A 25556-nucleotide genomic window follows, 5' to 3' on the forward strand; every position below is an offset into this window, starting at 1 on the left:
ATGACAGAGCCAACGCCCAAGCAAACCGTGTTGATCGTGGATGACACGCCCGACAACATCCAGTTGCTGACGGCGTTGCTGCGGGATCGTTACCGGACCAAGGTGGCGACCAATGGCTTGAAGGCGATCGAGATCGCCAGTGCTTCACCGGCGCCGGACCTTATCCTCATGGATGTGATGATGCCGGAGCTCGATGGTTACGAGACCACCCGACGCCTGAAGCGGAACCCGGCCACGGCGGCGATCCCGGTGATCTTCCTGACCGCCAAGAGCCAGGTGGAAGACGAGGAGCTGGGCCTGCAGGTCGGCGCGGTTGATTACATCACCAAGCCGATCAGCCCGCCTGTGGTCCTGGCGCGGGTCAGGACTCATCTGGCATTGCGTCGTGCGCAATTGCTGCTGCAGGACCAGAACCGTCATCTGGAACATCTGGTACAAAAGCGCACCGAGCAATTGGTGCAAATGCAGGACGCCACGATCTTTGCCATGGCGACATTGGCCGCTACGCGGGACAACGAGACCGGCAACCATATCCGTCGTACCCAGAACTACGTCGCAGCGCTGGCGCGGGCCTTGCAGCCTCACCCACGCTTTTCGGCAGTGCTGACCGACGAGAATATCGAGCTGCTGTTCAAGTCCGCGCCCTTGCATGACATCGGCAAAGTTGGCGTGCCGGACCGCATCCTGCTCAAGCCCGGCAAACTGACGGACGATGAGTGGGAGATCATGAAGCTGCATACGGTCTACGGTCGGGACACGATATTGCAGGTAGAGAGAAACTTCGGCGAGAGCAGCAGCTTCCTGACTTTTGCCCGGGAAATCGCCCACTCCCATCAGGAGAAGTGGGACGGTTCCGGTTATCCCGACGGACTGGCGGGTGATGCCATCCCCATTTCGGCGAGGTTGATGGCGGTGGCCGATGTCTATGACGCCATGATCTCCAAGCGGGTCTACAAACCCGCCTTCTCTCATGAAAAAGCGATCGCACTTATGCAAGACGGCCGTGGCGCCCATTTTGATCCGGACATGCTGGATGCGTTTATGGCGATTGAAGCCGAAGTACTGGCGATTGCCGATCGCTTTCGCGATGAGGAAACGACACCGGAGTAAGGTGTCGCCCCCTGCCCTCTGCGCTGGCGTAAAAAGGCAGCGACCTGTTTCTCCTGTTTCCTTATCGGCATGGCACCCGGTCAGTACCTTTGGCCCTGTGATCCCGGCGTATAGGCCCTGGGCTTTACCTTTGCCGGGATAAGCGGTTGAATGCCGTCATATTTGACTGGCCGGCAACAATGAAAACGACCCTGGAAGAGCTACTCGCCTTCGTCACGGTGGTAGACCGTGGCTCCATCACGGCTGCCGCAACCGAGCTGAACCTGACGGTATCCGGTATCAGCAGGGCATTGAGCCGCCTGGAGGAAAAGCTGGGCACTACCCTGCTCAATCGCACTACCCGGCGGTTGGAACTGACCGAGGAAGGCCAGCTGTTTCTGGGCAAGAGTCGCGGCATTTTGGCTTCGGTCGAGGATGCCGAAGAGCAACTGGTGATTCGCCGCCAACAGCCTGCCGGACGCTTGCGCGTCAATGCCGCCTCCCCTTTCATGCTGCACGTGATCGTGCCTCTGGTTGGCGAGTTCCGTGCCCTGTATCCGCAGATCGATCTGGAACTCAATACCGACGAGCTGTACATCGACTTGCTTGAGCAGAGGACGGACATTGCTATCCGGATCGGGGTATTGAAGGACTCCAGCCTGAATGCCCGCTCATTGGGTAGCAGTGCCCTGCGCTTGCTTGCCAGTCCGGGCTATCTGAGAGACCACGGTGTACCCCAATCCGTTGCTGACCTTGCACAGCACACCCTGCTCGGCTTCAGCCAGCCCGATAGCCTCAACTACTGGCCGATACGGGATGCGCTTGGCAACGAGTTGTACGTCAAGCCGGCGGTTGCCGCATCCAGCGGCGAGACCTTGCGGCAGTTGGCCTTGGCGGACGCTGGCATCATGTGCCTTTCCGACTTCATGACTCGCACCGACCGGCGGGAGGGACGCCTGATCCAGGTGCTGGAGGAAGAAACCCTGGACGTGCGACAGCCCATCAATGCGGTCTACTACCGCAATACCCAACTGGCTGCACGGATCGCCTGCTTCCTCGACTTTGTCAGTAGCCGCAGCGGCTGGTAGCGGCCGGGCTCAGGGGTTCAGTGCCTGTGCGAGCAGGCTTTGCGCCACGCTTGGCAGTACGCAGAGGACGGCATTGCCGGGGCTGTAGGTCTGGCTGGCTGTGTAGGCGCCTTCAATCAGCAAGGCCAGTGCCTGGGCGAGTGGCAATGGTGACGGTACGCCGGCAGCCGTTGCCAGGGCGATCAGCCGCTCAAGCAAGCGCTGCTTGTTCTCTGCAATCATCTTGCGTACGAAGTGATCCGGATCTGAAAACTCCGCCGCCAGGTTCACGAAGGGACAGCCCCGGTAGCCTGCGACCTGTGTTCTTGACGCGAGGTCGGTGAATATCTGCAGCAAGGCCGCTGCAGGATCGTCCGGGTGCTGGTCCGTGCTGCGATTGAACGTGGCCCAGAATTTCTCATCCCGCCTCAGCAGATACTGTTTGAGCAGTTCATCCTTGGAGCTGAACTGGCGATAGAGGCTCATCTTGTTCACGCCGGCCTGCTTGACGACGGCATCAACCCCGACCGCCCTGACCCCTTCCTGATAGAACAACTGCTCGGCGGCATCGAGTATGCGCGCCGAGGCAATGGTGCCCTCGGTCATGGTACGGGTGCTGGCGTGGCGCATGGCGAACTCGTCTAAGGCTTGGACTTGACATGTTACCGCTCGGTACATAGCATGAGCAAGCGATGTTACCGATCGGTAACATTGTATTCCCTGCAGATATCACTTTCTTGAGGATCGGTGCATGCAAGCACTCGTCAACTGGACTCGTGGCCGTTTTCACTACGGTTGGCTGGTCATCGTCGTCACCTTCCTGGTCATGTTGGTCACCGCTGGTACGCGGGCTACTCCGAGCGTCATGATGGTGCCGCTCGAACAGCAATTTGGCTGGAGCCGCACCACCATTTCACTGGCACTGTCGATCAATCTCGCCCTGTTTGGCCTGATGGGGCCGTTTGCCGCCGCGGCCATGCTGCGCTTTGGCCTGCGTCGTACCGTGCTCATTGCCCTGACGGTGCTCTCGATCAGCGTGGGGCTCTCCAGCCTGATGCAATCGAGCTGGCAATTACAGCTGATCTGGGGCTTGATCGTGGGTTGCGCCACCGGTGCAACGGCAATGACACTCGGGGCGACGGTGGTGAACCGCTGGTTTGTCGAGAAGCGCGGTTTGGCGATGGGGATCCTGACGGCGAGTTCGGCTACCGGGCAGCTGGTTTTCCTGCCGTTGCTCGCGGCGATCACCGAACAGCACGGTTGGCGCCCCGTGGTGCTATTGGTTGCCATGGCAGCTGCCTGTATCCTGCCGCTCGTGGCCTGGCTGATGCCGGAGCGGCCCGTTGAGGTGGGTTTACGCGCTTACGGCGAAGCAGCCGACGCACCGGTGGCGCCCGCTCAAATGCAAAACCCGATCGCCATCGCGTTCGGGGCCTTGGCCAAAGCTTCCAAATCGCGTGATTTCTGGTTGCTGTTCTTCAGCTTCTTTGTCTGTGGTGCCAGCACGAACGGCTACATTGGTACGCACTTCATCGCCATGTGCGGTGATTACGGTCTGACACCCGTCAAGGGCGCCGGCATTCTGGCGGCGATGGGTATATTCGACCTGTTCGGGACCACCCTGTCCGGCTGGTTGTCGGACCGCTACAACGCCCGCATCTTACTGTTCTGGTACTACGGCCTGCGTGGTCTGGCGCTGATGTACCTACCCTATGCGTTTGGCGTTGAGTTCTTCTTCGGCCTGCCCTTGTTCGCCCTGTTCTATGGCCTGGACTGGGTGGCGACGGTGCCGCCCACCGTCAAGCTGACCACCGACCGCTTCGGTAGCCGAGATGCCCCGGTTGTATTTGGCTGGATCGTTGCGGGTCACCAACTGGGTGCGGCATTTGCCGCGCTGGGGGCTGGCCTGCTGCGTAACAGCCTGGGCAGTTACACGGTTGCAACCATGATCTCCGGGGTGCTTTGCCTTGTGAGTGCGGTGGTGGTGCTACGGATCAACCGCAAGCCGGCGCCGGTTCTGGCGCATGCGTGAACGGGTTGTGGCAGGGAGCTGAAATGACAACGCGCAAAATCAAGTCCTTGATTTTGCGCGTTTTTATTGGTGGAGACGGCGGGAATTGAACCCGCGTCCGAAAGTCCTCCACAGAGGGTTCTACATGCTTAGTCTGGCCAATTGGTTTTAACGGGTGACACGCCGACCGACAGGCTTGGCAACCGCGAGCCACCTAGATTTAACTGTGCGACAAGTAGCCCGCCGCACAGCGATCTCATGTAAATAACGCTGCCGCCGGTTGCCCGGCCTGACCCATGAGCAGATCAGTGCAGCGTCTGGCCGGGATTAAGCGGCTAGAGCGTAGGTTTCGTCGTTTGCGACTAAAACAGTTCAGCGTTTAACGGGGTTCTGAGATCCCGGCATGCCCCCACCTGCTTTGCAACCCCCGTCGAAGCCATGTCGTCCCCGTGGGTACATCAGATGAAGAGAAACAATTATACCTGCTTGGGGGGCAACAGGGCGAGCAGTTCCATGGGAGACGCAATGCGCATGTCCGCGCCCCAGGCGTCGGGATGGTCGGTATCGGCGATATAACCGTAGTCTGCCAGCACGGTCTTCATGCCCACGGCACGGCCCGCCACGATATCGCGCTCTGCATCGCCCACGTACCAGCAGGACGCCGCCGCAAGGCCCATGGCTTCGCAAGCGTATTGCATGGGGCGCGGATCGGGTTTCGGCACGCCGACCGTGTCACCGGATACCACGACGGCGGGCGGAATGCTGAAACCGAGCGTTGGGACCAAACGGTCGGTAAAGCGCATGGGCTTGTTGGTGATGATGCCCCAGGCCAGGCCGCGTTCGGCCAAGGCCTCCAGCATGGGATTGATGCCCTCGAACAGCACGGTCTGTTCGCAGAAACCGTCCTCGTAATGGTCGAGAAAGCGCAGGCGCAACTCGTCAAACCCCGGCGCCTCACGCTTGATGCCAAAGCCAAGCTCCACCAGGCCACGCGCACCGTGGCTCGCCAAGGGACGGATCAAGGCGTGTGATACCGGTGGCCGCCCCTCTTCGGCCAGCAGCCGGTTCAGCGCGCCACCAAGATCCAGTGCGGTATCGGCCAGCGTGCCGTCCAGATCGAACAGGATGGCGCTGATCACGCGACGCCCTTGCGGCAGGCCACCAGGTAGTTGACGCTGGCATCGTCATTCAGGTGGTAGCTTTTGGCGATCAGATCGTAAGCCATACCCTTGAGCTCGGCGGGTTCGAGGTCATTGCCGCGCCCCATGCGGATCAGCTCGGATGGCTTGAGGAACTTGGCATAGTCGTGTGTGCCCCGAGGCAGCAGCCCCAGTACATACTCCGCACCAACCACGGCATGGATATAGGCCTTGGGATTGCGTGAGATGGTGGAAAAGAACACCCAGCCACCCGGCTTGACCAGTTTCGCGACCGCCGCGACGACGCTGCTGGGTTCAGGCACATGCTCCAGCATCTCCATGCAGGTCACCACGTCAAAGCTGGCGGGCATTTCTTCGGCCAAGGACTCGACCGGCTGACAGCGGTAGTCGACCTTGACCCCGGATTCGAGGCCATGCAGCTTGGCGACTTTCAACGACTTTTCCGCAAGGTCCAGGCCCGTAACGGTGGCGCCGGCCTTGGCCATGGCTTCTGCCAGGATGCCGCCGCCGCAGCCGACATCGAGTACCGATTTGCCAGCAATGGCAGCATGTCCGTCGATAAAGCCCAGACGTAGCGGGTTGATTTCATGCAAGGGACGGAACTCACTTTCCTTGTCCCACCATTTGTGGGCCAGGTCGGCGAATTTGGCCAGCTCTGCCGGGTCGGCATTGGTCAATGTCAGGTCTTGGGTCATGGTCATGTCAGTAGCTTGATTATCCAATCGGGATGCAAGGCCCAGCCGGCGAATCCCGCCAGGCCAAAGACGACGCCGCCAGTGCCGAAGGCCCAGCTCAATAGCAGCATCTTGCGTTTTTCAGTAAGCGCCGCCACCGCCGCGACAGCAATCGCGATCGAGAGCAAGGCGTCGGAGAGGTCGAACTGGTCGTCGTGATAGCCCAGTGCATCATATTGCGCTTCCAGGCCCTTGGCCTTGGCCTTCAACTCGTCCGAATCCTTGTCCAGCTTGGCGATCTTGCTGCTATAGCCGTCGATGAACTGCTGGGCGGAGGCATTGCCTTGCAGCTTGTCGAGTTCCGCCTGGCTCACGGCAGATTCGGACACATAGCGTTTCAGCCGCTTGGCCTGATATTCCGCCCAGGTGTCCACCGCGTCCGCCTTGGCGACCTGCATGGCCTGGACGATGTTGTCGTCCTTGATCTTGCAGATGGCCATGAATACCGAGAGCACGACCACCGTCGCCGCAACCCAGTTATTCAGGGTCTGGTTCTTGCCGGTCACTTCCTGTGTTTCCATCTCCGTCCCTGTCATAGGCTTGCGTTGTGTTTGGGGCCGATACGAGACTGCCACCAGCGCGTCTTGGCCTGGATTTGATCCCGCTTGAGGCCGGTGAGTTCACGCTGTGCCAGCAGGCAGCGCCCCGCGATCCAGACGTGGCTGATCTGCTCGCGCTGCGCGGCATAGACCAGGGTCGACAATGGGTCGAAGGTCGGCAGTGTTTCGAGCGCCGAGAGATCGACCGCAATGATATCTGCCTGCTTGCCGGCCACCAGGCTGCCAATACGGTCGGCCATGCCCAGCGCCCTGGCGCCGGACAGCGTGGACATCTCCAGGGCTGCGGCAGCATTCAGCGCTGTTGCGTCGCGTGATTCCGCCTTGGCGAGCAAGGCCGCCAGCCGGGTATCACCCAGCAGGTCGAGCCGATTGTTGCTGGCCGCGCCATCGGTACCGATACCCACATTGACGCCAGCTTGTTGCATGGCATGAATACGTGCGAAACCCGAAGCGAGTTTGAGATTGCTGGCCGGATTATGTGCGATATGGACGCCGTGCCTTGCCAGCATGGCGATCTCCGCATCGGTAGCATGCACCATGTGCGCGGCGACCAGGTTGGGGCCGAGCAAACCCAGGCCCTGAAGCCGGGCCAAGGGGCGTACACCGTATTGCTTCAGGCTCCCCTCGATCTCGTCCTGGGTTTCGTGGATATGGCAATGGATGCCCATATCCAGTTGTTCTGCCAGAGTCAGTACCTTGCTGAAGGTCCGGTCCGATACGGTGTAGGGGGCGTGGGGCGCGAGGCTGAAGTCCAGCAGCGCTTCGCCATGGAAGGCGTCGCGAGCAGCCAGGGCCTTGCCGATATAGTCGTCCGCGTGCAGGCCATACCCGGTTGGAAACTCCAGAATGGAACAACCCACCACGGTGCGCATGCCCGCGGTCAGCCCGGCCCTGGCAACCGCTTCGTGATGGAAATACATGTCATTCACCGTGGTTGTGCCGCCACGGATCATCTCGGCCATGGCGTGCAGGGTGCCATCGAAGACAAACTCGTCGGAGACATGCTTTGCTTCCGCGGGCCAGATATGGTGATTGAGCCAGTCCATCAGCGCCAGGTCGTCGGCGAGGCCTCGCAGCAGGCTCATGGCTGAATGGGCGTGGAGATTGACCATGCCCGGCATCAGGGCATGGTCAGGCAGTTCGAGATGCGTAGCGTCGGGGTACTGCTGGCGAACGATCCGGCTCGGCTGGATGGCGATGATCTGGCTGCCCTGCATCACCAGGGCGTACTGTTCGAGGACAAGACCATGGGGCTCAATGGGGATGAGCCAGCGCGGGTGCAGGCAGCTTGTTGCAGTCATGGAAGAGCCCGGATCGGAAACATGCGGATTCTAACAGGCCCGCCGCGCGAGAAAACGGGCTGGATCCAGCGCCAGTACCAAATCACGCTCCAATGGCAGCGGTTCGCCTTCTATCTGGCAGGCAAGCAGTTCGGCCATTAGCCCGCTCCAGACCAGACCCCGGGCACCAAACCCCGTCAGGGCATAGAGGCCTTGGCGACGCGGGGCCAGATGCAGGCTGCCGGCGTGCTTACTCAGGAACGCCTCGGCGTCGGCGATGGGACCAACTATGGGTAGTCGGTCGGGTGTTCCGGGGCGCGAACAGCGTCGGCCTGCCAACTGTTCCGCATCGAAACGGCTCTCATGGCCAGGCAGCATCTGAGAGAGCAGTTGCAGGTTCGCCGCCTGAGCCTGACTGCTACTTTCGCCATCAGGCGATGGAGAGGAGCCGAGGCAGGCTGCCTCATCCGAGCCGGGCGTCAGGTAGCCGCCTCGACACACCACGGTCTTGATCTGCGGTGCTGCCAGGGGGGGTAAATGGCTGACCAGGCGCTGATCTCGGCCCAGAATCAGATCAGGTACGAATCGATCAGCATCGGCCGCGTTGGCCAGAATGACGGTAGGCGCTTCCGCCAGTACGCTGCCCTGTTGGTCCAGGGCTAGCCAGCGATCGTGACGCCATTCGAGCCGTGCGATCTCGGTGCCAAAGGAGGCCGTGATTGCCTTACCTGCCTTTTGCAGTAGCTTGTTTACCAGGTCACGGGGGCGTATCCATCCCGCTGAGGGAAACCATAGGCCAGCTCCGGCTACCGGTTGGCCCGCCAGCTCGCTGGCCTGTGTCTGGTCTACATACGCGAGGTAGTCAGGCGGCCAGCCTTGCTGTAGCGCAATCTGCTGGAAGCGTGCGTCCTCGGCTGGTGTACGTGCCAACTGTAAGGCACCGACGCGATGTAAGGAAGGGGCTGGCAACTTGTCCAGCCAGCGTTGACCATACAGAAAACCGGCACGGGCAATGCGAGCCTGCAGATTGTCGTCCAGCGAGACAACCGGACGGTAGGCGCCCGCCAGGTTGCCGGAGGCCCCCTGCGCAGATGCAGCGCCCTGCTCCAGCAGGCTGATGCGCCAGCCGCGCTGAGCCAGTCGCTCACAGATGGCACTGCCCGCAAGGCCCGCCCCGATCACGATGGCATGCCGCTCCTGGGCGGGTGCGAGATCTGCCCGCTTACCGCGGAAACTGCCCGCCAGCATGTGCCGCTTATAGCCAAAGCCCGCTTTGCGGGCAACGGTAAAACCGGCACTCTCCAGCCCCCGCCGGACCTCGCCCACCGCCGTGTAGGTAGCCAGCGTCGCCCCCTCGTTGGCCAGCCGGGTGAATTGCTTGTAGAGCGGTATCTGCCATAGCTCGGGATTCTTGCGCGGCGAGAAGCCATCGAGGAAGAAGGCGTCGATGCGGGCGGATAATCTGGTAAGCAAGGACAGGGCATCACCCAGCAACAGGGTCAGGACCAACTGGCCGGCTTCCAGTTCTATCCGGTGCAGGCCGGGAACCAGAGCGGGCCACTGCGACAGCAGTTGCTCGCCCAGTGCGGCGAGTTCCGGCGTCGTGGCGAGAAACTGCTGATACAGACGACCCAGGTCCGACTGGGTGAAGGGGTGCAGCTCGCAGGAGATGAAATGCAGGCGCTCCGCGCGATGGGGATCATGGCGCCAGGCGTGCCAGGTTGCGAGGAAGTTGAGCCCCATGCCAAAGCCGGTTTCGCAGATGGCGAACTGCCGCCTGCCCTGCCAGCGTCCAGGCAGGCCGTTGCCTGCGAGGAACACTTCCCGCGATTGTGCGAAGCCACCGGCCTGCGAGTGGTAGATATCGTCGAATGCTGCGGAGTAAGGCGTTCCGTCGTCGGTAAAAGCGAGTTCAGCGGGCTGTAGGGCGAGCATAAGGCGAGTATGCCAGTCGTAATCGACTGGGGCTGTGGTTGAACTGGCGAGGCATGAAGCAAAAGAGGCGCGGTATTCCGCGCCTCCTTGCCTGAAACCGTATCAGTCTTCCCGGCGCATCTGCGGGAACAGGATAACGTCACGGATCGAAGCTGCGTCGGTCAGCAACATCACCATGCGGTCAATGCCGATACCGCAGCCACCGGCTGGTGGCATGCCGTATTCCAGCGCCCGGACATAGTCGGCATCGTAGTGCATCGCTTCGTCGTCGCCGGCGTCCTTTTGCCGAACCTGATCGAGGAAGCGTTCCGATTGGTCTTCCGGATCGTTCAGCTCGGAGAAGCCATTGGCCAGTTCACGGCCTACGACGAACAACTCGAAACGCTCGGTAATGCCTGGGCGAGTATCCGAGCCACGTGCCAGCGGGGAAATCTCGACCGGGTAATCGATGATGTAGGTCGGGTCCCACAGCTTGGTTTCGGTGGTTTCTTCGAACAGGCTGAACTGCAGGCCTGCAACACCGCTGGTGGCGAAAGACTTGCCACCCAGACGCTCGATCTCACCCTTCAACCAGACGCGGTCGTTCAGCTGCGCTTCGTTGTATTGCGGGTTGTACTTGATGATGGCCTGTACCACGGTCAGGCGCTCGAATGGCTTGGACAGGTCTACGACCTTGCCCTGATACTCGATCACCGCGTGGCCATGCACGGCGCGGGCGCATTCGCGAATGACGTGCTCGGTGAGGTTCATCATGCGACGGTAGTCGCAATAGGCCTCGTAGAACTCCATCATGGTGAATTCCGGATTGTGGCGAGTACTCATGCCTTCATTGCGGAAGTTCCGGTTGATCTCGAATACCCGCTCCATGCCGCCCACGACTAGCCGTTTCAGATACAGCTCCGGCGCGATGCGCAGATACAGCGGCATATCGAGCGCGTTGTGGTGCGTGGTGAATGGCTTGGCCGCAGCACCGCCCGGGATCGGGTGCATCATCGGGGTCTCGACTTCGAGGTAACCCTCGTCGACCATGACTTCACGGACCTTCTGGACGATCTTCGAGCGACGGATAAAGGTCTCGCGGCTCTGCTCGTTGGTGATCAGATCCAGATAACGCTGGCGGTACTTCTGCTCCTGGTCCGTCATGCCGTGGAACTTCTCCGGTAGCGGACGCAGCGACTTGGCCAGCAGACGGACCTCCGTAACCATGACGCTCAACTCGCCGGTCTTGGTCTTCATCAGCGAGCCCTTGGCACCGACGATATCGCCCAAGTCCCAGGTCTTGAAGCCTGCCAGGGCGGTTTCACCCACCTGGTCGAGCGAGACGTATAGCTGGATTCGACCGGAGCCATCCTGCAAGGTGGCAAAGGCAGCCTTGCCCATCACCCGCTTCAGCATCATGCGGCCAGCGACGGAGACTTCTATCTTGTCAGCCTCCAGCGCTTCCTTTTCTGCGCCATCGTGATTGGCATGCAGGTCGGCGGCAAGGTGCTTGCGCTCGAAATCGTTGGGGAAGGCCGGGCCGAGCTTGCGGATTTCCGCCAGCTTGGCGCGTCGTTCCGCCATCAATTGGTTGTCGTCGAGGGTGAGGGGGCTTTCTTGTTCGGCCATGGTTTGCTCGTTAACTCTCTGATTTTCTTGAATCTTAAACGCCCTGCTTGAGGCTCGCTTCAATAAAGATATCCAGGTCGCCGTCCATCACGCCCTTGACGTTGCCAACTTCCACGCTGGTGCGCAGATCCTTGACGCGGCTCTGGTCGAACACGTAGGAACGGATCTGGTGGCCCCAGCCGATATCGGACTTGCCCGCTTCCAGCGACTGCTGGGCTTCCATGCGCTTGCGCAGCTCCGCTTCATACAGCTTGGCGCGCAGCATCTGCATGGCCTCGTCCTTGTTGCGGTGCTGGGAGCGGTCGTTCTGGCACTGCACGACGATACCCGACGGATTGTGCGTGATCCGTACGGCGGAGTCGGTCTTGTTGATGTGCTGTCCGCCGGCACCGGAGGCGCGATAGGTATCGATGCGCAGGTCGGCCGGATTAATCTCGATCTCAATGCTGTCATCCACTTCGGGATAGACAAACACCGAGGAGAACGAGGTATGGCGGCGAGCATTCGAATCGAACGGCGAGACGCGTACCAGGCGATGCACGCCAGTTTCGGTACGCATGAAGCCATAGGCGTATTCGCCGGTGAGCTTGAGGGTACAGCTCTGGATGCCGGCAACTTCACCTTCGGACTCTTCCATCACCTCGACGCTGAAGCCTTTGCGTTCGCCGTAGCGCAGATACATGCGCATCAGCATGCCGGCCCAATCCTGCGCCTCAGTGCCGCCGGCACCGGACTGGATGTCGATAAAGCAGGCATTCGGGTCCATCGGATTGCTGAACATCCGGCGGAATTCCAGGTCGGCAATCCGGGTCTCGGCTTCGGCCAGGTCGCTGGCGACCGACTCGATGGTGTCCCAGTCCGACTCCGGCTTGGCCATGTCGAACAGATCGCGGCTATCGGCAACGGTCTGGGCGATCTCGTCCAGTACCAGTACCACGGCCTCGAGCAGCTTCTTTTCCTTGCCGATTTCCTGGGCGCGCTTAGGGTCGTTCCACAGCTCCGGGTCCTCGGACAGTCGGCTTACTTCTTCCAGCCGGTCTTTTTTGCCAGGGTAGTCAAAGATACCTCCGCAGCTCGTCGCCACGAGCGGCGAGGTCGGCAATGCTGTTCTCGATCTGATTGAGGCGTTCGGCTTCCATGGCGTGACTCGGCTAGTAGGGACGCAAGGTCGTGCTGATTCACCGCGGCGAATCGCCCTTCCAAGGCCCTGATGTCTTGGGGAAACCGGGAATTATACCTGATGCCGGCCCTGCCAACCCGATTGCGTCGCATCGGGCCGGCGGGGGGCTGTATTTGGCAGCGTTCAGGCCTTGCGCGCAGCTTCGGCCGCAATCACCCGCTGCCGCCGGCTTTCCGCCACGCACATGCCGGAGGCGACGGAGACATTCAGGCTTTCCACGGTGCCAAACATCGGGATGTTCACCAGGATGTCGCAATGCTCGCGCGTCAGACGGCGCATACCCTCGCCCTCTGCACCCATGACCCAGGCCAGTGGGCCGGTCTGGTCAAAGTGGAACAGATCGGTATCGGCGTCCATGTCGGTACCGGCGATCCAGATGCCGGCATCCTTCATCTCCCGCAGGCTGCGGGCCAGGTTGGTTACGACGATGTAGGGCACGACCTCGGCCGCGCCGCAGGCTACCTTGGAGACCGTGGCATTGATGCCGACGGATTTGTCCTTGGGGGCCACCACGGCATGCACGCCCATCGCATCGGCAACCCGCAGGCAGGCGCCCAGGTTGTGCGGATCGGTAATGCCATCCAGGATGAGAATCAGCGGCGGCTCGTTCAGATCCTCAAGTACATCCTCCAGGGCCAGGAAGGTCTTGGTCGCGTCGATCACCGCTGCGACACCTTGGTGGCGATGGTGCCCGGTCAAGCCGTCGAGCCGTTTTGCGTCGGCAGGGATCAGGCGTACGCCGGTGTGCTCTGCCAGCTTCAGCAGATCGTGCATGCGGGGGTCGTGCCGTTCCTTGGCGACATACAGTTCCAGGACGCTGTCGGGCAGCCGGGACAATCGTGCGGTGACGGCATGAAAGCCATGGAGTACGCGGGTATTAGCCATTTTTTTTGTCCTCGAATGCATGATCAACCAGTAGCTGCAGACTGCGCCTGCCCTGCCACTCGTTGACGGAAAGTTGATAGACCGCCTCGATACGCTCGGGTAGCGGTTCGGCGCGTTGGAAGTACATGGCGTCGAACAATTGGCCGCCCTGCCCTTGTAGTTCGAGCTTCAGGTGTTTCTCGCCGACGATACGCTGCTTGCAGACGCGGAAATGACCGATGAATCGGGGGGCGGGGAAACCCTGGCCCCAGACCCGGCAATCCAGCCGTTCAGCCAGATCCATGTTCATGGTCCGGGCATCCAGCTCGCCATCGGTTTCCACGGTACGCGTCAGTGCGCTTTCGGCGATCAGCTCGCGGCAGACTGCCTCGAATGTCTGGCGAAACATCTCAAGGCCGTCGGCGGTTGTCAGGGTCAACCCCGCCGCCATGGCGTGGCCACCGAACTTCGCGATCAGTGCCGGCTCCCGCTTGGAGACCAGGTCGAGCGCATCGCGCAGGTGCAGGCCGGGTATGGATCGTCCTGAACCCTTGATTTCGCCGGACAGGCCTTCCGCGAAGACGATGGTCGGGCGGTGGTGCTTGTCCTTCAGTCGGCTGGCGACCAGGCCCACTACCCCCTGGTGAAAATCTGGGTCGAATACCGTCAGGCTGTACCGGTCGCCCACTGCAATCTGCTCCAGCTTGGCCTGGGCGATATCCTGCATCTCTGCCTCAATGCCACGCCGCTCCCGGTTGAGCTGGTCCAGCTCCCTTGCCATTGCCAGCGCGGCCTCGGTGTCATCCGTTGTCAGGCAGGCGATGCCCAGGCTCATGTCGTCCAGGCGACCGGCAGCATTCAGGCGTGGCCCGAGCATGAAGCCCAGGTCAAATGCGCTGGCGCGACGTGCCTCGCGGCCCGCGGCCTGATAGAGGGCCTGTATGCCCACGCAAGCCTTGCCCTGCCGGATGCGCTTGAGCCCCTGTTCGACCAGGATGCGGTTGTTGGCATCGAGCTTGACGACATCGGCCACGGTGCCGAGTGCCACGAGATCAAGCAGGCAGGCCAGATTGGGGCCGCTACCCTCGCCAAACACACCGCGTTGGCGCAACTCGGCACGCAGGCCTAGCAGGACGTAGAACATGACACCTACGCCAGCCAGATGCTTGCTGGCAAAGTGACAGCCGGGCTGATTGGGGTTCACGATCATCGTTGCCGGCAAGGTATCCCCTGGCAAGTGGTGATCGGTGATGAGCACCTCCATACCCAGTTGTTGCGCGCGTTCCACCCCGGCGACGCTGGCAATGCCGTTGTCGACGGTAACGATCAGCTTCGCGCTCTTGGCCGCAGCCAGATCGACAATCTCTGGCGTCAGGCCGTAGCCATACTCGAAACGGTTGGGCACCAGGAAATCCACTACGGCACCCAGCATGCGCAGCCCGCGCATGCCGACGGAGCAGGCGGTGGCGCCGTCGGCGTCGTAGTCCGCGACGATCAGGATGGGTTCCTGGGCCTTGATGGCGTCTGCGAGGCGCGCCGCCAGCGCCGACACGCCTTTGAGTCCATCAGTAGGAAGCAGATGCTTGAATTCGGCCTCTAGCTCTTCGATGGCGGCTATGCCACGAGCAGCGTAGATACGCGCCTCGATCGGATGCAGGCCGGCGGCCAGCAGGGCGTGCTCGGCGGCGGATGGGACAGGGCGTGTCAGAATATGCATTGAGTCAGGATAGGCCAGGCAAGAGAGCGGCAAGGTACCAGATACCGGTACCTTGCCATTAGGCGGGTTCGGCCAGCCGATCGGCGATATTGACGGGGCGACGCCACCACTTCCAGCGCTCCGCCCCGCCCAGCGTGGCCTGCAGGGTCTGGTTGCTGCCTGGCAGGACAAGGGTCAACTCCTTGATCTGTCCTGCTTTCCATGCGTCCAGCAAGGGCTGGAACCAGCTACGTTCGAGTGCTTCAAGCTGATCACGCCAGCCATGCAGGTCGCCCTGCTTGGCCGGTCGGCTCAAGGCGTCGAGCCAGACCAGCGTGTTGTCACCGTGCTCGGCCTGGAGGCGTGAGGGCAGTACGGCATAGGGTACGCCGGCAGCAAGGGCCAGCCCTTGCGCCAGGACATCATCAGCCAGTACGTGCCGGTATACCGTTTGTGCCGGGGGCAGTGCTTCGCCCTCCCCCCAAAGCCAGATCGAATTCACGGCGGGTTTACCCGCCTGTTCGCGCTGGTCGTTGACGGACTGGGTGTAGAGCAGCATCTGCAATTCGTTCAGGAACCGATGCCAATGCAAGGCCCGGGGGCCCTTGGGTAAATGGGCATGTATGTCCTGGCCGGTAACGTCGGCCAGGCTGGTGGTCTGCAGGTCGGGGGTATCGGGCAGGCGCAAGTACCAGCGGCTCGGCGTGGCGGCGACAAAGAGATAGCCATCGGCAACATAGAGCTTGTTCAGTGCGGCGACCAGTTGGTCGGCCTCGGTTTGTTCGAGCTGCAGGTAGCTGGCATCGAACAGGATCGCGCGATCCCGGTCGGGTCGCAGGTACACCGGATCAGCGCGCAGCCAATGACCTTCTTCCGCATTGGGATGATCAATGGCCATGCTGAGCCGCGCTGCGCCGGCCTGGCGAGCGTTGAATTGATCACGCAGCCATGTCTCGGCGCCAAGGCCGGGTAAGGCCTGTTGGGTGGCTTTGCCCAGCAGGGTCGCAAGTGCGGGCAAGGCAAGTTCTGCCGCGGGATTGAAAGCGGGCTGCCGCACGAAGCGCAGGTCGGGCAGTACAACGGTCAGGGCCATCAGATGCTCGGTTCCGGCTTGCTGGGCGTAGCTGCAGGTGTCGCGGCCTGGCGCTCAACACGATAGAACACGCAGTCGGCACCCAGCTCCTGCTGAGAGATGACGCGAAAGGCGATATCCCCTTCCCGCGTTGCCGGTGCAACGTAGGTCTTGCCGATTTCGAGCTCGGCTTTCGCCACGATCAGGAGGTGAAGGTTGCCATTCAAAGGGTCGGGACGGAGATAGATGCCGAGCAGGTTGTCCCAGGCATGGTGCTCGGTCACCATTTCCCATTGGGATACCTGGGCCTTGCGGGTAATGCGGATGGATTCGGGATCCCGAGCCAGCAACTGGATGCCCGCCATGACGTCATCGTGTCCGCGGACAATGGCCCGCCTGACCATGCCGATGCGCCAATTGACGTCCTTGTCGGTCTTGATGCCGACCAGCATGCCTACCTTGGCCCAACTGCTGCGCTTGGGCAGCTTCAGGCCCACGCCGGTGGCGCTGACGTCTTCGACCAATACCCGTTCTATGGTCGTCTCGTTGGAGCGGACGGTGGTCTTCTGTGTGGCCTGTACGACCATGCGCCGGATGGCGCCGAAGTCGTAGCACAGGCTCAGCGAGCCGGAAATGGTCTTGCGCTCAGACTGACGCTTCATATCGCGCCCGGTCCAGCGGTTCTTCAGGTGTTTCAGTACAACCAGGGTTTCGGCGACATCGAGCTGGCCGGTCGGGTCCATCTTTTGCGGCACCTTGTTCTGGGCCGTAATCAGGTTTTCAAGTGCCACGAGTTCCAGCACCGTCTTTTCCAGGCCGTAGAACAGTCCGTGACCATCCTGCCGTGCCTTGGTCGGCATCTGAGTCAGCACGGTGGGCGGGTTGTCATCATCGTTCGCCTGTCCAAACGGTGTCTGGCTCGAGTGTTGGCTGCTGACCTGAATAAAGCTCGCCAGTACATCGGCCACCCGGTCGGCGATCAGCAGCTGCCGGCCTTGCAGATCCTGGGTCAAGGTACGGGAAAGTAGTACTAGATGGGCAAGCTGCTTCTGCAGCTTGCCGGCTTCGGAATCCGGCCGCCCCATGCGGGAGGTGAGTGTTCCGCTGAGCCCCAGGGCGAATTCGGCTGCGGGCTTGATCTCGTGCCACGGCAGGCGGTCGGCTTTGGGCTCGCGGACAAAGCGCACCACATGGTCGCGACCGATCCAGTACAGCCAGTTTGCTACTGAGATTTGCAGCAAGGGCGTGTTGGCAGGCTTGCGGCCAAGTTCGACCATCTCCCGCCGCATCGCATCGGTATAGGCGTCCACGATGGCGCTACAGATCGGTACGGTCGTCTGCAGCAGCAGGCTCAAGCGGGCATGGTTGCTCTTGGCTTCCAGCATGCCGGTCATGGCACCTTCGACAATGGTGCGCAGGTGGGCATCAATGCCTCGCAGCACAACCAGGCCGTCGCTGCGATTCTCAGCTCTGCCTTGCTCCTGCTGCAGCCATTCGCTGATCGACTGCATAGCTTGCACGGGCGGCAAGGATGCAGCGCTTTCGATCGTGGCGATGGCCATTTCAAGGCGTGACTCTCTGCCGAAGACGAACAGTTTTTTTAACGTATCTATCATTTCGCCAACCTTGGGTACCGCCGCATTTTAGCTGTCTAGCAGTAGACATGGTTAATAAAGCAAAGTGCCCCCTGCTAGGGGTTTACCACAGGTGTTGCGTTCTTGCTGACTAAAGCCGACCGTCCGGGCATTGGTTCGCATGGAGCGCTGTGGCACACTGCGCCCTCGCCTACTCTTCGTGGTCCAGTGTGAATTCCTTTGAATGGCTGATCGGCCTGCGCTACACCCGCGCCAAGCGCCGGAACGGATTTATCTCCTTTATTTCTGCCGCATCCATGGCTGGCATCGCCTTGGGCGTCATTACCCTGATTACCGTCCTGTCGGTCATGAATGGTTTCCAGCGCGAGATTCGGGATCGCATTCTCGAAGTGGCTTCCCATGTGCAAGCCAGCGGAGAAGGCGGTCGCCTGGCTGCCTGGCCTACGGTGGCCGCAGATTTGAAGCGTGAGCCGGAGGTCCGTGCCACCGCGCCCTATGTTCAGGCGCAGGGGCTGGTGTCGTATGGCGACGTGATGCAAGGCACGATCGTGCGTGGTATCGAGCCCGCACTGGAGGAGCAGGTCGCGGGGCTTGGTCGGCATATCATAGCGGGCCAACTTGATGCCTTGAAGCCGGGAGCGTTCAATATCGTCCTGGGCCAAGAGTTGGCGCGGGCTCTTGGCGTGGGTCTGGGTGACAAGGTGACGCTATATGTCTCGCAAGGCAATATCACCCCAGTGGGCATGGCGCCACGTCTGCGCACTTTCACCGTCGTGGGCTTGTTCCAGATCATGTATCAGTATGACGCGGGTCTCGCCCTGATCAACCTGCAGGACGCGCAGCGGCTCTATCGCATGGGTGATCAGGTCAGTGGCATCCGCCTGAAGATTGCCGATCCGATGCAGGCGCCTGTACTTGCCGGTCGGATACAGGCGAGCCACCAGTCGCTGGTGCTCAGTGACTGGACCATGGAGAACGCCAACTATTTCCGTGCGGTGCAGATCGAGAAACGCATGATGTTCCTGATCCTGACGCTGATCGTGGCCATCGCAGCCTTCAATCTGGTATCGAGCCTGGTGATGACGGTGACGGACAAGCAGGCGGATATCGCAATCCTCCGCACGCTGGGTGCGTCGCCTGCCAGCATACTCAAGATATTCGTTATTCAGGGCGCCACGATCGGTATCGTCGGAACGGTGGTCGGTGTACTGGGCGGCGTCTTGCTTGCGTCCAATGTCGGCGCCGTGGTCGGTTTCTTTGAGACCCTGCTGGGCATGAAAGTCTTGTCGCCGCAGGTGTATCTGATCTCGGAACTGCCGAGCGAAGTCCTGCCTGCCGATGTGACCTTCATCGGTTGCATCTCCCTGTTCCTGGCGTTCGCTGCGACGCTCTACCCTAGCTGGCGCGCTGCCCGCATCAATCCGGCAGAGGCCCTGCGTTATGAGTGAACTGATCCTGCATGCCCGCGGGTTGACCAAGACCTACCCGGACCTGGATGTGCCGGTATTGAACGGCATCGACTTGGATGTGGCGAGGGCCGAAAAACTCGCCATTGTCGGCAGCTCGGGCTCGGGCAAGAGCACTTTGCTGCATCTGCTGGGTGCGCTGGATGCGCCGAGTGCGGGCACGGTTGCAATTGCCGGCCAGGATCCGTTCGCGTTGAAGGAATCCGCACGTAGTGCCTTGCGAAACAGGCAGTTGGGCTTTGTCTACCAGTTCCATCATCTGCTGCCCGAGTTCACGGCGCTCGAGAATGTCGCCATGCCGCTGCTGATACGGCGCAGTCCGCGTCAGGAGGCGGAGGCCAAGGCCGCTGCCATGCTGGAGCAGGTCGGCCTTGGGCATCGCCTGCGGCACAAGCCGGGTGAGCTGTCGGGGGGGGAGCGGCAGCGCGCTGCCATTGCCCGTGCACTGGTGACCGAGCCTTCCTGCCTGTTGGCCGACGAGCCAACGGGTAATCTGGATCGCCATACCGCGCAGGCGGTCTATGAGCTGATGCTCGAGTTGAATGACCGTCTCGGTACGGCGCTGGTGATCGTGACGCATGACATCGAACTGGCTGCGCGCACTGGCCGGGTACTGACGCTGGCCGATGGCCGGTTCCATATCGCAGAATGAATATGTACAAGCTCGTCATCCAGGCGGCCGATGTCGCCACCCAGAACCTGAAACGCCTCAGCCTCCTGGCTGGCGCCCGCCAGATCGTGGCGGTCCGGCCCGGTGAGCTTGCCCACCAGGCATTCAGCCTTTCCCCTGCTGATCCGGCGCGCCGCGATGAGGTGGCTGCGTTCTGCCAGGAAGCGGGTTATGACTACGCCTTCATTCCCCAGGGGGCCCGACTGGCTGATATCGGCCTGATCGCGATGGATATGGATTCCACGTTGATCACGATCGAGTGTATCGACGAGATTGCCGACATGCAGGGCATCAAGCCCCAGGTTGCGGCAATTACCGAGCGTTCCATGCGCGGCGAGCTAGATTTCCGGCAGAGCTTGCTTGAGCGGGTATCGTTATTGGCGGGATTGCCGGAGCAGGCTTTGGAGGCTGTCTACACGCAGCGCCTCAAGCTGATGCCAGGGGCTGAGACCATGCTGCGGGCTGCGCAGGCGGCAGGTTGCAAGACCTTGCTGATTTCGGGCGGGTTCACCTTCTTTACCGAGCGGCTGCAGGCACGCCTGGGGCTGACACGGGCCATTGCCAACACATTGGAAGTGATCGACGGCAAGCTCACTGGCCGGGTGGTGGGTGAGGTGGTCGATGCAGCCCGGAAGGCGACTGAGCTGGTCCGCCTGCGTGAGGAGCTGGGGCTGCGCCCTGATCAGGTTATTGCACTGGGCGATGGTGCCAACGACCTGCCCATGCTGGCCGCGGCCGGCTATGGCGTTGCCTGCCACGCCAAGCCTGCCGTCAGGGCTCAGGCGGCGTACGCCTTGGATCAGGTCGGCTTGGATGGCGTGCTGGGCTACTTTGACTGATCAGGCTTGCTCAAGCAGGTCGAGCAGGTACTGAGATACTGCACCTGGTGCATCATGGTGAAGGTTATGCCCGCAGTCGGGTAGCGTCTCGTAGCGTAGTCGCTTGAAGCAGCTCAGGCGTGCCTCGAACTGGGGTTTGTCTTCGCCCAGCCAGTGCAGCAGCCTTGCCTCATCGCCGGCCAGCCAAACCACATCGGCGCTGGCATTCCGCCAGCAAGCCATCGCTTCTTCCAGTCTGTACAGCACGGGATTGACCCATTTGTGACGTGGGTCCGCCCGGTAGCGTGTGTCGCCGCCCTCCCCGTGCGCCAGTTCGGCGGCCAGCCAGAGCGCATGGTCCGTGGGTAGCCTCGGGTTGACCTTTTGCAGGCGAGTGGCAACCGCCGTCAAATGCGGCATCGGTTTCTCGGGCAGGGGCTGCCTGACCTCATCCAGCCAGCGCACATAGCGAGCCGGCGCTTGTTCGGGCCGGGTGGCCGGCAGGCCAAAGCCCTCCAGGGAAAGCACCTTGTTGATCCGCTCCGGGCGAATGCCGGCATAAAGACAGGCCACGATGCCGCCCATGCTGTGACCCAGCAGCGTCAGTGCCTTCTCCGGCGCCACCTGATCCAGCAAGGCGTCCAGGTCAGCCAGATAATCGGGGAAATAGTAGCTTTGGCCGGCCCAGTCGCTTTGCCCGAATCCGCGCCAATCCAGACCAATGAGTTCGTACTCCAGCAGCTTTTCGGGGGCGGCATCGATCATGAACTGAAAGGTGGCGGCGCAATCCATCCAGCCGTGTAGCAAGATGACCGGTGTTCCGCCTGCCCTGCCCCAGCGGCGCAAACCATGGTGCATGCCGCGCAGCAATACCGTTTCACTGCGGTGGGCATGGGTCGGGATATAGGCTGTCTGCATGAGGGATTCCAGGAGGACGGGATCAGACTGCAGAAGCGATTATGCCCGCCTAGGCGGGCATAATCACGGTTTGCGACAGGGCCTTCAGGCTGCTTGGGGTTGCAGCATGCCTATCATGTCGCTGACCGCACGTTCGACCGACGGGCCGCTCTCGATCAAGCTGACTTCACCGGTCTTGAACTGGGCAATCAGTTCCAGCAGTGTGAATTCCAGGCTGTCACCCTGACGGTTGGTGAACAAGTAGCGGCTCTTGCGTGGGCTGACCCAAGCGAGCTTCGCACGGCTGAGCGAACCATCTTCCTTGCGGAACTCCACCCAGGCGCCGCGCTTGAGCTGATTGGCCACTACGTCGTCATAGTCCTGGTACTTGTCTAGGCCGGCATCCCAGTTGGCGTCGGTAATTTCGAAACCCGTTTCCGATGAGCCCAGGTTCAGGGCAGGCAGGTCGGCTAGATTGGCGTTAGGTGCTGTGGGTGGTGGCGGAGCCTGGGCTGCCAGCGCGGCGATAGCTGCGCTGGAGGCGATAGGCGGCGTGATCGCGGCGGAGGGGGCGACCGGCATATCCGTTTGCGGCTCGACCGGCTTCAGGCCGGACTTGATCGCATTGGCGTGGCAGTGGACGAGTTCGGCAAAGAATGCCTCACGCAGACCGCGATCAATACCTGCCGCTTCGGTGCCATGTTCCAGTCGGCGCAACAGTTTGGGCAGCAAGTTGATCAGGCGCAGGCGCTCTTCCACTCCAACCTTGGGCGAAATGCTCCAGCACAGGTCCTCCAGCGCCTGTAAGGCGTTGGGCCAGCTTTCGGGGTTGGTTTCATGTTCAAGGGCCGCTTGCTTGAGTACCTGCTGCCACTGGACATGAGCAAAATTGGTGATGAGGTCGGGCAATTCACCTGCCGCAGCCAGCTTCTGCTTGACGGCATGGGCGGCCTGCTGCGTTGCCATCTCATTGCGCTCTTCCGCCATCAGGGCCGCTGCTGCCGCCTCTGCGCCGGAATCCGCACGTTTTTCTTCCTCGGCCAGGAAACCTTCCAGATCGGCCAAGGCTTCGTCGAACAGGCCGATGTTCTCGTCGAACTCGTTCACGATACGTTCGACGATGTCGGAAATCTTGCAGTACAGGCGGTCTTCCAGGCCGTCGGCCTCATCCCAGCCCAATGCTGCCTGGGCAAGTGCATCAAGCAGGCGCCGGGTAGGGTGCTGCTTGCGTGAGAAGAACTTGCTATCCAGCATCGCCACTTTGAGGACCGGAATCTGCAGACGGCCGATCAATGCTTTCATCGGTCCCGGAATATTGCGGTCGTCAAACAGATTGTCGAACAGCATGGCCACAATGTCGATGGTCATGGCGTCGACGTGCCCCAGCGAAGAAGCCAGGCTGGTGGTCTTGATCTGGTGCAGTACATTGGCTGTGCCGCCGGTCAGCGCCTGGGCATCCAGTTCACCCGGATCTTCCACCGCACCTTCAAGCTGGCCTTGCTGCAGCAAATTCAAGGCATCCAGAAAGCTTTGGCCCAGGTTGCCGAGGAAGGCCGGCGCCATCGGCGCGGGCGCCGTATCGGCTGTTGCCGTCTGGGCGTTGGCCTGGCCCTGTGCTGGAGCCGCCTGCATGGCCTGGTTGAAGGCCAGCAGTTGCTGCAGCGTGGACAGCAACTCCTGCTCGTTGCCGACGGCGTAAGCGGGCAATTCACCGCCGCTGGGTGCTTGTGCCGGGGCAAAGCCGCCTGATCCAAAGCCGACCTGGTTGGCGTAGCTTGCCAGCTCGGCAGCCGTCAGGCCGCTGTCCTGCTGCGCGCCACCCGCGTTGTTCTGACCCGGATTCTGGCGCGCTGCCGAACCGGCGCGACGGCGGACGCTGGCCTTGGGCAGCGTCGGCATGATGTTGCGCTCTACCAGGAAGCGATTGAGGTTCTGGTAGACGTTAGGTACGTTCTCGGCCGCGAGCTGTTCGAACTGCTTCAGGACTAGCAGCCGGACATTCAGGTCCGACTCGATCTTCATGCAGGCGCTGCGGAATGCCTCCACAACGGCTTGGGGGTTCATGGGGTTGTCTTCGCGGCTACCTTCCGGCAACTGCATCAGGTGGCCCATGCGGAAGTTCAACGCGTTCAGGTCATCACCGAGCTTGGTCTTCAGCTTGGTCGTGATATTAGTGACGGCAAGGTCTTCCTCGTAGTCATCATGACCAATCAGCGACAGCTCCAGATTGTCGAAATCCAGATTGTCGAAGCTGCTTGTGTCGGACTTACCGCCGTCGATGGTCCGGTTGAACCCTTCCACAAAGCGGCGGCGGAATTCCATCTCAATTTCACTGCGCTTGCTCTGGGCTTGTCCGCGGGCCTCCATGTAGAGGTTGTAGGATTCCCTGTCCAGCGCCTTGTCGGCAAGCTCAAACAGCGATTCTTCGATCTTGTCGAGCATCGTCACCAGCGACTTGGACAGCAGGTCCGCTGCGAGGTCCCGGCAGGATGTCAACATGGTGAGGGATTCTGGTTTTTGGCTCATCGCGCTTGGACGTGTGGCAACCGCAGGCCGGGCTTGTGCCGTACCTGCGCTGGTTTCTGGTGAAAGATTCAATCCGGCCGCGCTCATTACCCGCTCCCACGCGTTCCTGGTCAGCTATTTCCCTCTACTGGGAATGTTAGCATCGCCAAGATTCGTCCATGTCTTGTCTATCCGCCCCTGTGAGTTTGGCACAGCATCGCCATGGAACATCACAATGGAATATAAGTTCATGTTAATTTTTTGGCGAAACGCCGTCAACCACAGCAGAAATTTTCTCAGGACATGATCGCATATCTTTGATTATTAGTGCTTTAGTGTATGTTGATATTAAATGACTATGGCATTTTATATGTAAAATGCCTGTGGATAACTCAAATAGTGTGGCGTGCAAGCCAATCCAGCACCTGTGGATAGACCTCCCGCTCGGCCTCGGGGTGGGTCAACATGTCAATATGACCATAATCCCGACTCAATCCTTCGCGCTTGGCGAGCAGACCAAACCGATGTTCATGCGGTCCTGACTCCGCCGCAAAACGGCGCACGTCCCTGTCGTGCCCGCGTACTGGATCGTTCCCGCCTATCAGATAGAGGGTGGGTGGCAAGCCAGGCTGTTCGCGCTGAAGTGCCGCCTGATAGTCGAACCCATCCTGGCTATCGCGCCAGTCGGCCTCCCTCACCCATCGTTGGCTTTGCCTGAGACTCTGCCGGGTTTCATCATCAGCCCCCATGCCCAATCGGGCCGCAGCCAGATAGCCGCTAAGACTGGCCAGCAGGCCGGCGATACGCTGCCAAAAGAGTTCGATCTCATAAAGGCGGTGCCAGTTCCATACCCGTATGCTTCGTTTGCTGCCGAGGTATACGCTGGCGCTGACTCTTGCCGCCCAGTCTGGATAGCGTGCCAGCATGGCGCTCAGTAGAACGCCGCCCCAGGAGTGGGCAACCAGGTATAGCGGAACCTGCTCCCCCCGTAGGCGGATGATCTCTGCCAGGGCGGCCGGAATGTCCTCCACGATGCTCTCCGTCTGGCCGTGACGGGCGCCAGGGGCAATCTTGGGGACTGAAAGCCCCCTGCCCCGAAGATCCAGAACGTAGACATCGTACCCGCGCTGAGCCAGCCAGGGGCCGAGGCCTTTGCCCCTTTCGCTGTAAAACGTCCGGGCGTTGGCGACGGCACCGTGCAGCATCAGCACTGCGGGGCCAGTTGCGCTAGAACGGATACGGCGCAAGTGCAACTGCGCACCATCGCTGACGGTGACAAAAAGAGATTGCTGGTCGACGGGCAGATCAGTAGTCATTCGGATTCAAGCAAGCATTTGGTTGATTTCATG

At 61.1% G+C, this 25556-nt stretch carries 21 protein-coding genes and 1 other RNA gene; 6 read left to right on the forward strand and 16 right to left on the reverse strand.

The features are described 5' to 3' along the window. Window positions 1–1110, forward strand: a complete 1110-nt coding sequence (locus ACYVHK_RS22535) for an HD-GYP domain-containing protein (RefSeq protein ID WP_460536842.1) — start codon at window positions 1–3, stop codon at window positions 1108–1110. A gap of 179 nt (window positions 1111–1289) precedes the next feature. After that, the gene (locus ACYVHK_RS22540; protein ID WP_460536844.1) at window positions 1290–2177 is read left to right on the forward strand and encodes a LysR substrate-binding domain-containing protein; all 888 of its coding nucleotides are present in this window, start codon (window positions 1290–1292) and stop codon (window positions 2175–2177) included. A gap of 9 nt (window positions 2178–2186) precedes the next feature. Here the strand turns inward: ACYVHK_RS22540 and ACYVHK_RS22545 are convergent, their stop codons facing one another. Continuing rightward, complete coding sequence (locus tag ACYVHK_RS22545; RefSeq protein ID WP_460536846.1) at window positions 2187–2786, reverse strand: TetR/AcrR family transcriptional regulator; 600 nt, start codon at window positions 2784–2786, stop codon at window positions 2187–2189. A gap of 121 nt (window positions 2787–2907) precedes the next feature. On the opposite strand from ACYVHK_RS22545, the gene ACYVHK_RS22550 reads away from it, so the two are divergent. Then, a complete protein-coding gene (locus tag ACYVHK_RS22550) occupies window positions 2908–4188 on the forward strand; it encodes an MFS transporter (protein ID WP_460536849.1) in 1281 nt (426 codons plus the stop codon). Between the two features lie 67 nt (window positions 4189–4255). Here the strand turns inward: ACYVHK_RS22550 and ssrA are convergent. The 12 genes from ssrA to ACYVHK_RS22610 form a co-directional block, all read right to left on the reverse strand. Continuing rightward, window positions 4256–4616, reverse strand: a transfer-messenger RNA (tmRNA) gene (gene ssrA / locus ACYVHK_RS22555). A gap of 27 nt (window positions 4617–4643) precedes the next feature. Continuing rightward, complete coding sequence (locus ACYVHK_RS22560; protein ID WP_460536851.1) at window positions 4644–5306, reverse strand: HAD family hydrolase; 663 nt, start codon at window positions 5304–5306, stop codon at window positions 4644–4646. Then, on the reverse strand, window positions 5303–6028 hold the full coding sequence (gene ubiG, locus ACYVHK_RS22565) for a bifunctional 2-polyprenyl-6-hydroxyphenol methylase/3-demethylubiquinol 3-O-methyltransferase UbiG (RefSeq protein ID WP_460536854.1): 726 nt from the start codon (window positions 6026–6028) through the stop codon (window positions 5303–5305). Before ubiG ends, ACYVHK_RS22560 begins: the two co-directional genes overlap by 4 nt. Further along, on the reverse strand, window positions 6025–6582 hold the full coding sequence (locus tag ACYVHK_RS22570) for a DUF4337 domain-containing protein (protein ID WP_460536856.1): 558 nt from the start codon (window positions 6580–6582) through the stop codon (window positions 6025–6027). The genes ubiG and ACYVHK_RS22570 overlap by 4 nt, the downstream gene beginning before the upstream one ends. Before the next feature lie 11 nt (window positions 6583–6593). After that, window positions 6594–7922 (reverse strand): TRZ/ATZ family hydrolase, encoded by a 1329-nt coding sequence (locus tag ACYVHK_RS22575; protein ID WP_460536858.1) that lies wholly within the window; start codon window positions 7920–7922, stop codon window positions 6594–6596. 30 nt (window positions 7923–7952) lie between these two features. Beyond that, the gene (mnmC, locus tag ACYVHK_RS22580) at window positions 7953–9836 is read right to left on the reverse strand and encodes a bifunctional tRNA (5-methylaminomethyl-2-thiouridine)(34)-methyltransferase MnmD/FAD-dependent 5-carboxymethylaminomethyl-2-thiouridine(34) oxidoreductase MnmC (protein WP_460536860.1); all 1884 of its coding nucleotides are present in this window, start codon (window positions 9834–9836) and stop codon (window positions 7953–7955) included. Window positions 9837–9938: 102 nt separating this feature from the next. Next, on the reverse strand, window positions 9939–11444 hold the full coding sequence (gene lysS, locus ACYVHK_RS22585) for a lysine--tRNA ligase (protein ID WP_460536862.1): 1506 nt from the start codon (window positions 11442–11444) through the stop codon (window positions 9939–9941). 34 nt (window positions 11445–11478) lie between these two features. Next, window positions 11479–12583 (reverse strand): peptide chain release factor 2 gene (gene prfB, locus ACYVHK_RS22590; RefSeq protein WP_460536864.1). Its coding sequence is split into 2 segments (ribosomal slippage): window positions 11479–12501 and window positions 12503–12583, totalling 1104 coding nucleotides; the frame shifts between segments, so codons are not numbered across the junction. Between the two features lie 164 nt (window positions 12584–12747). Continuing rightward, window positions 12748–13509: a 23S rRNA (guanosine(2251)-2'-O)-methyltransferase RlmB gene (gene rlmB, locus ACYVHK_RS22595; protein ID WP_460536867.1), complete on the reverse strand. Its 762-nt coding sequence runs from the start codon at window positions 13507–13509 to the stop codon at window positions 12748–12750. Then, window positions 13502–15205, reverse strand: a complete 1704-nt coding sequence (gene recJ / locus ACYVHK_RS22600) for a single-stranded-DNA-specific exonuclease RecJ (protein ID WP_460536869.1) — start codon at window positions 15203–15205, stop codon at window positions 13502–13504. The genes rlmB and recJ overlap by 8 nt, the downstream gene beginning before the upstream one ends. Window positions 15206–15263: 58 nt before the next feature. Further along, window positions 15264–16277: a hypothetical protein gene (locus ACYVHK_RS22605; protein WP_460536871.1), complete on the reverse strand. Its 1014-nt coding sequence runs from the start codon at window positions 16275–16277 to the stop codon at window positions 15264–15266. Beyond that, window positions 16277–17872 carry a hypothetical protein gene (locus ACYVHK_RS22610; RefSeq protein ID WP_460536873.1) on the reverse strand — a complete coding sequence of 532 codons (1596 nt, stop codon included), beginning with the start codon at window positions 17870–17872 and terminating at the stop codon, window positions 16277–16279. Before ACYVHK_RS22610 ends, ACYVHK_RS22605 begins: the two co-directional genes overlap by 1 nt. A 188-nt stretch (window positions 17873–18060) precedes the next feature. Here ACYVHK_RS22610 and ACYVHK_RS22615 point away from each other — a divergent pair, with 188 nt between their 5' ends. Genes ACYVHK_RS22615 through serB form a run of 3 tightly spaced genes read left to right on the forward strand, consistent with a single transcriptional unit; the run spans window position 18061 to window position 20826 of the window. Next, window positions 18061–19299, forward strand: a complete 1239-nt coding sequence (locus ACYVHK_RS22615) for a lipoprotein-releasing ABC transporter permease subunit (RefSeq protein ID WP_460536875.1) — start codon at window positions 18061–18063, stop codon at window positions 19297–19299. Further along, entirely contained in the window at window positions 19292–19969 is a 678-nt protein-coding gene (gene lolD / locus ACYVHK_RS22620) for an ABC transporter ATP-binding protein (protein ID WP_460536877.1), read from the forward strand. Before ACYVHK_RS22615 ends, lolD begins: the two co-directional genes overlap by 8 nt. Window positions 19970–19971: 2 nt before the next feature. Next, window positions 19972–20826: a phosphoserine phosphatase SerB gene (gene serB / locus ACYVHK_RS22625; RefSeq protein WP_460536879.1), complete on the forward strand. Its 855-nt coding sequence runs from the start codon at window positions 19972–19974 to the stop codon at window positions 20824–20826. Here the strand turns inward: serB and ACYVHK_RS22630 are convergent, their stop codons facing one another. The 3 genes from ACYVHK_RS22630 to ACYVHK_RS22640 all read right to left on the reverse strand — a co-directional run bounded on the left by ACYVHK_RS22630 (window position 20827) and on the right by ACYVHK_RS22640 (window position 25523). Further along, entirely contained in the window at window positions 20827–21723 is an 897-nt protein-coding gene (locus tag ACYVHK_RS22630; protein ID WP_460536881.1) for an alpha/beta fold hydrolase, read from the reverse strand. 84 nt (window positions 21724–21807) lie between these two features. Further along, complete coding sequence (locus ACYVHK_RS22635; protein ID WP_460536883.1) at window positions 21808–24201, reverse strand: DUF1631 domain-containing protein; 2394 nt, start codon at window positions 24199–24201, stop codon at window positions 21808–21810. A 398-nt stretch (window positions 24202–24599) separates the two neighbouring features. Beyond that, the gene (locus tag ACYVHK_RS22640; protein ID WP_460536885.1) at window positions 24600–25523 is read right to left on the reverse strand and encodes an alpha/beta hydrolase family protein; all 924 of its coding nucleotides are present in this window, start codon (window positions 25521–25523) and stop codon (window positions 24600–24602) included. Window positions 25524–25556: the final 33 nt, after the last annotated feature.

The organism is Chitinimonas naiadis (assembly GCF_054780835.1).

Coding starts and splice junctions, on each gene's coding strand:
- ACYVHK_RS22535 (WP_460536842.1), top strand. CDS start 1: ATGACAGAGCCAACGCCCAAGCAAACCGTGTTGATCGTGGATGACACG.
- ACYVHK_RS22540 (WP_460536844.1), top strand. CDS start 1,290: ATGAAAACGACCCTGGAAGAGCTACTCGCCTTCGTCACGGTGGTAGAC.
- ACYVHK_RS22545 (WP_460536846.1), bottom strand. CDS start 2,786: ATGCGCCACGCCAGCACCCGTACCATGACCGAGGGCACCATTGCCTCG.
- ACYVHK_RS22550 (WP_460536849.1), top strand. CDS start 2,908: ATGCAAGCACTCGTCAACTGGACTCGTGGCCGTTTTCACTACGGTTGG.
- ubiG (WP_460536854.1), bottom strand. CDS start 6,028: ATGACCATGACCCAAGACCTGACATTGACCAATGCCGACCCGGCAGAG.
- ACYVHK_RS22570 (WP_460536856.1), bottom strand. CDS start 6,582: ATGGAAACACAGGAAGTGACCGGCAAGAACCAGACCCTGAATAACTGG.
- ACYVHK_RS22575 (WP_460536858.1), bottom strand. CDS start 7,922: ATGACTGCAACAAGCTGCCTGCACCCGCGCTGGCTCATCCCCATTGAG.
- mnmC (WP_460536860.1), bottom strand. CDS start 9,836: ATGCTCGCCCTACAGCCCGCTGAACTCGCTTTTACCGACGACGGAACG.
- lysS (WP_460536862.1), bottom strand. CDS start 11,444: ATGGCCGAACAAGAAAGCCCCCTCACCCTCGACGACAACCAATTGATG.
- rlmB (WP_460536867.1), bottom strand. CDS start 13,509: ATGGCTAATACCCGCGTACTCCATGGCTTTCATGCCGTCACCGCACGA.
- recJ (WP_460536869.1), bottom strand. CDS start 15,205: ATGCATATTCTGACACGCCCTGTCCCATCCGCCGCCGAGCACGCCCTG.
- ACYVHK_RS22605 (WP_460536871.1), bottom strand. CDS start 16,277: ATGGCCCTGACCGTTGTACTGCCCGACCTGCGCTTCGTGCGGCAGCCC.
- ACYVHK_RS22610 (WP_460536873.1), bottom strand. CDS start 17,872: ATGATAGATACGTTAAAAAAACTGTTCGTCTTCGGCAGAGAGTCACGC.
- lolD (WP_460536877.1), top strand. CDS start 19,292: ATGAGTGAACTGATCCTGCATGCCCGCGGGTTGACCAAGACCTACCCG.
- serB (WP_460536879.1), top strand. CDS start 19,972: ATGTACAAGCTCGTCATCCAGGCGGCCGATGTCGCCACCCAGAACCTG.
- ACYVHK_RS22630 (WP_460536881.1), bottom strand. CDS start 21,723: ATGCAGACAGCCTATATCCCGACCCATGCCCACCGCAGTGAAACGGTA.
- ACYVHK_RS22635 (WP_460536883.1), bottom strand. CDS start 24,201: ATGTTGACATCCTGCCGGGACCTCGCAGCGGACCTGCTGTCCAAGTCG.
- ACYVHK_RS22640 (WP_460536885.1), bottom strand. CDS start 25,523: ATGACTACTGATCTGCCCGTCGACCAGCAATCTCTTTTTGTCACCGTC.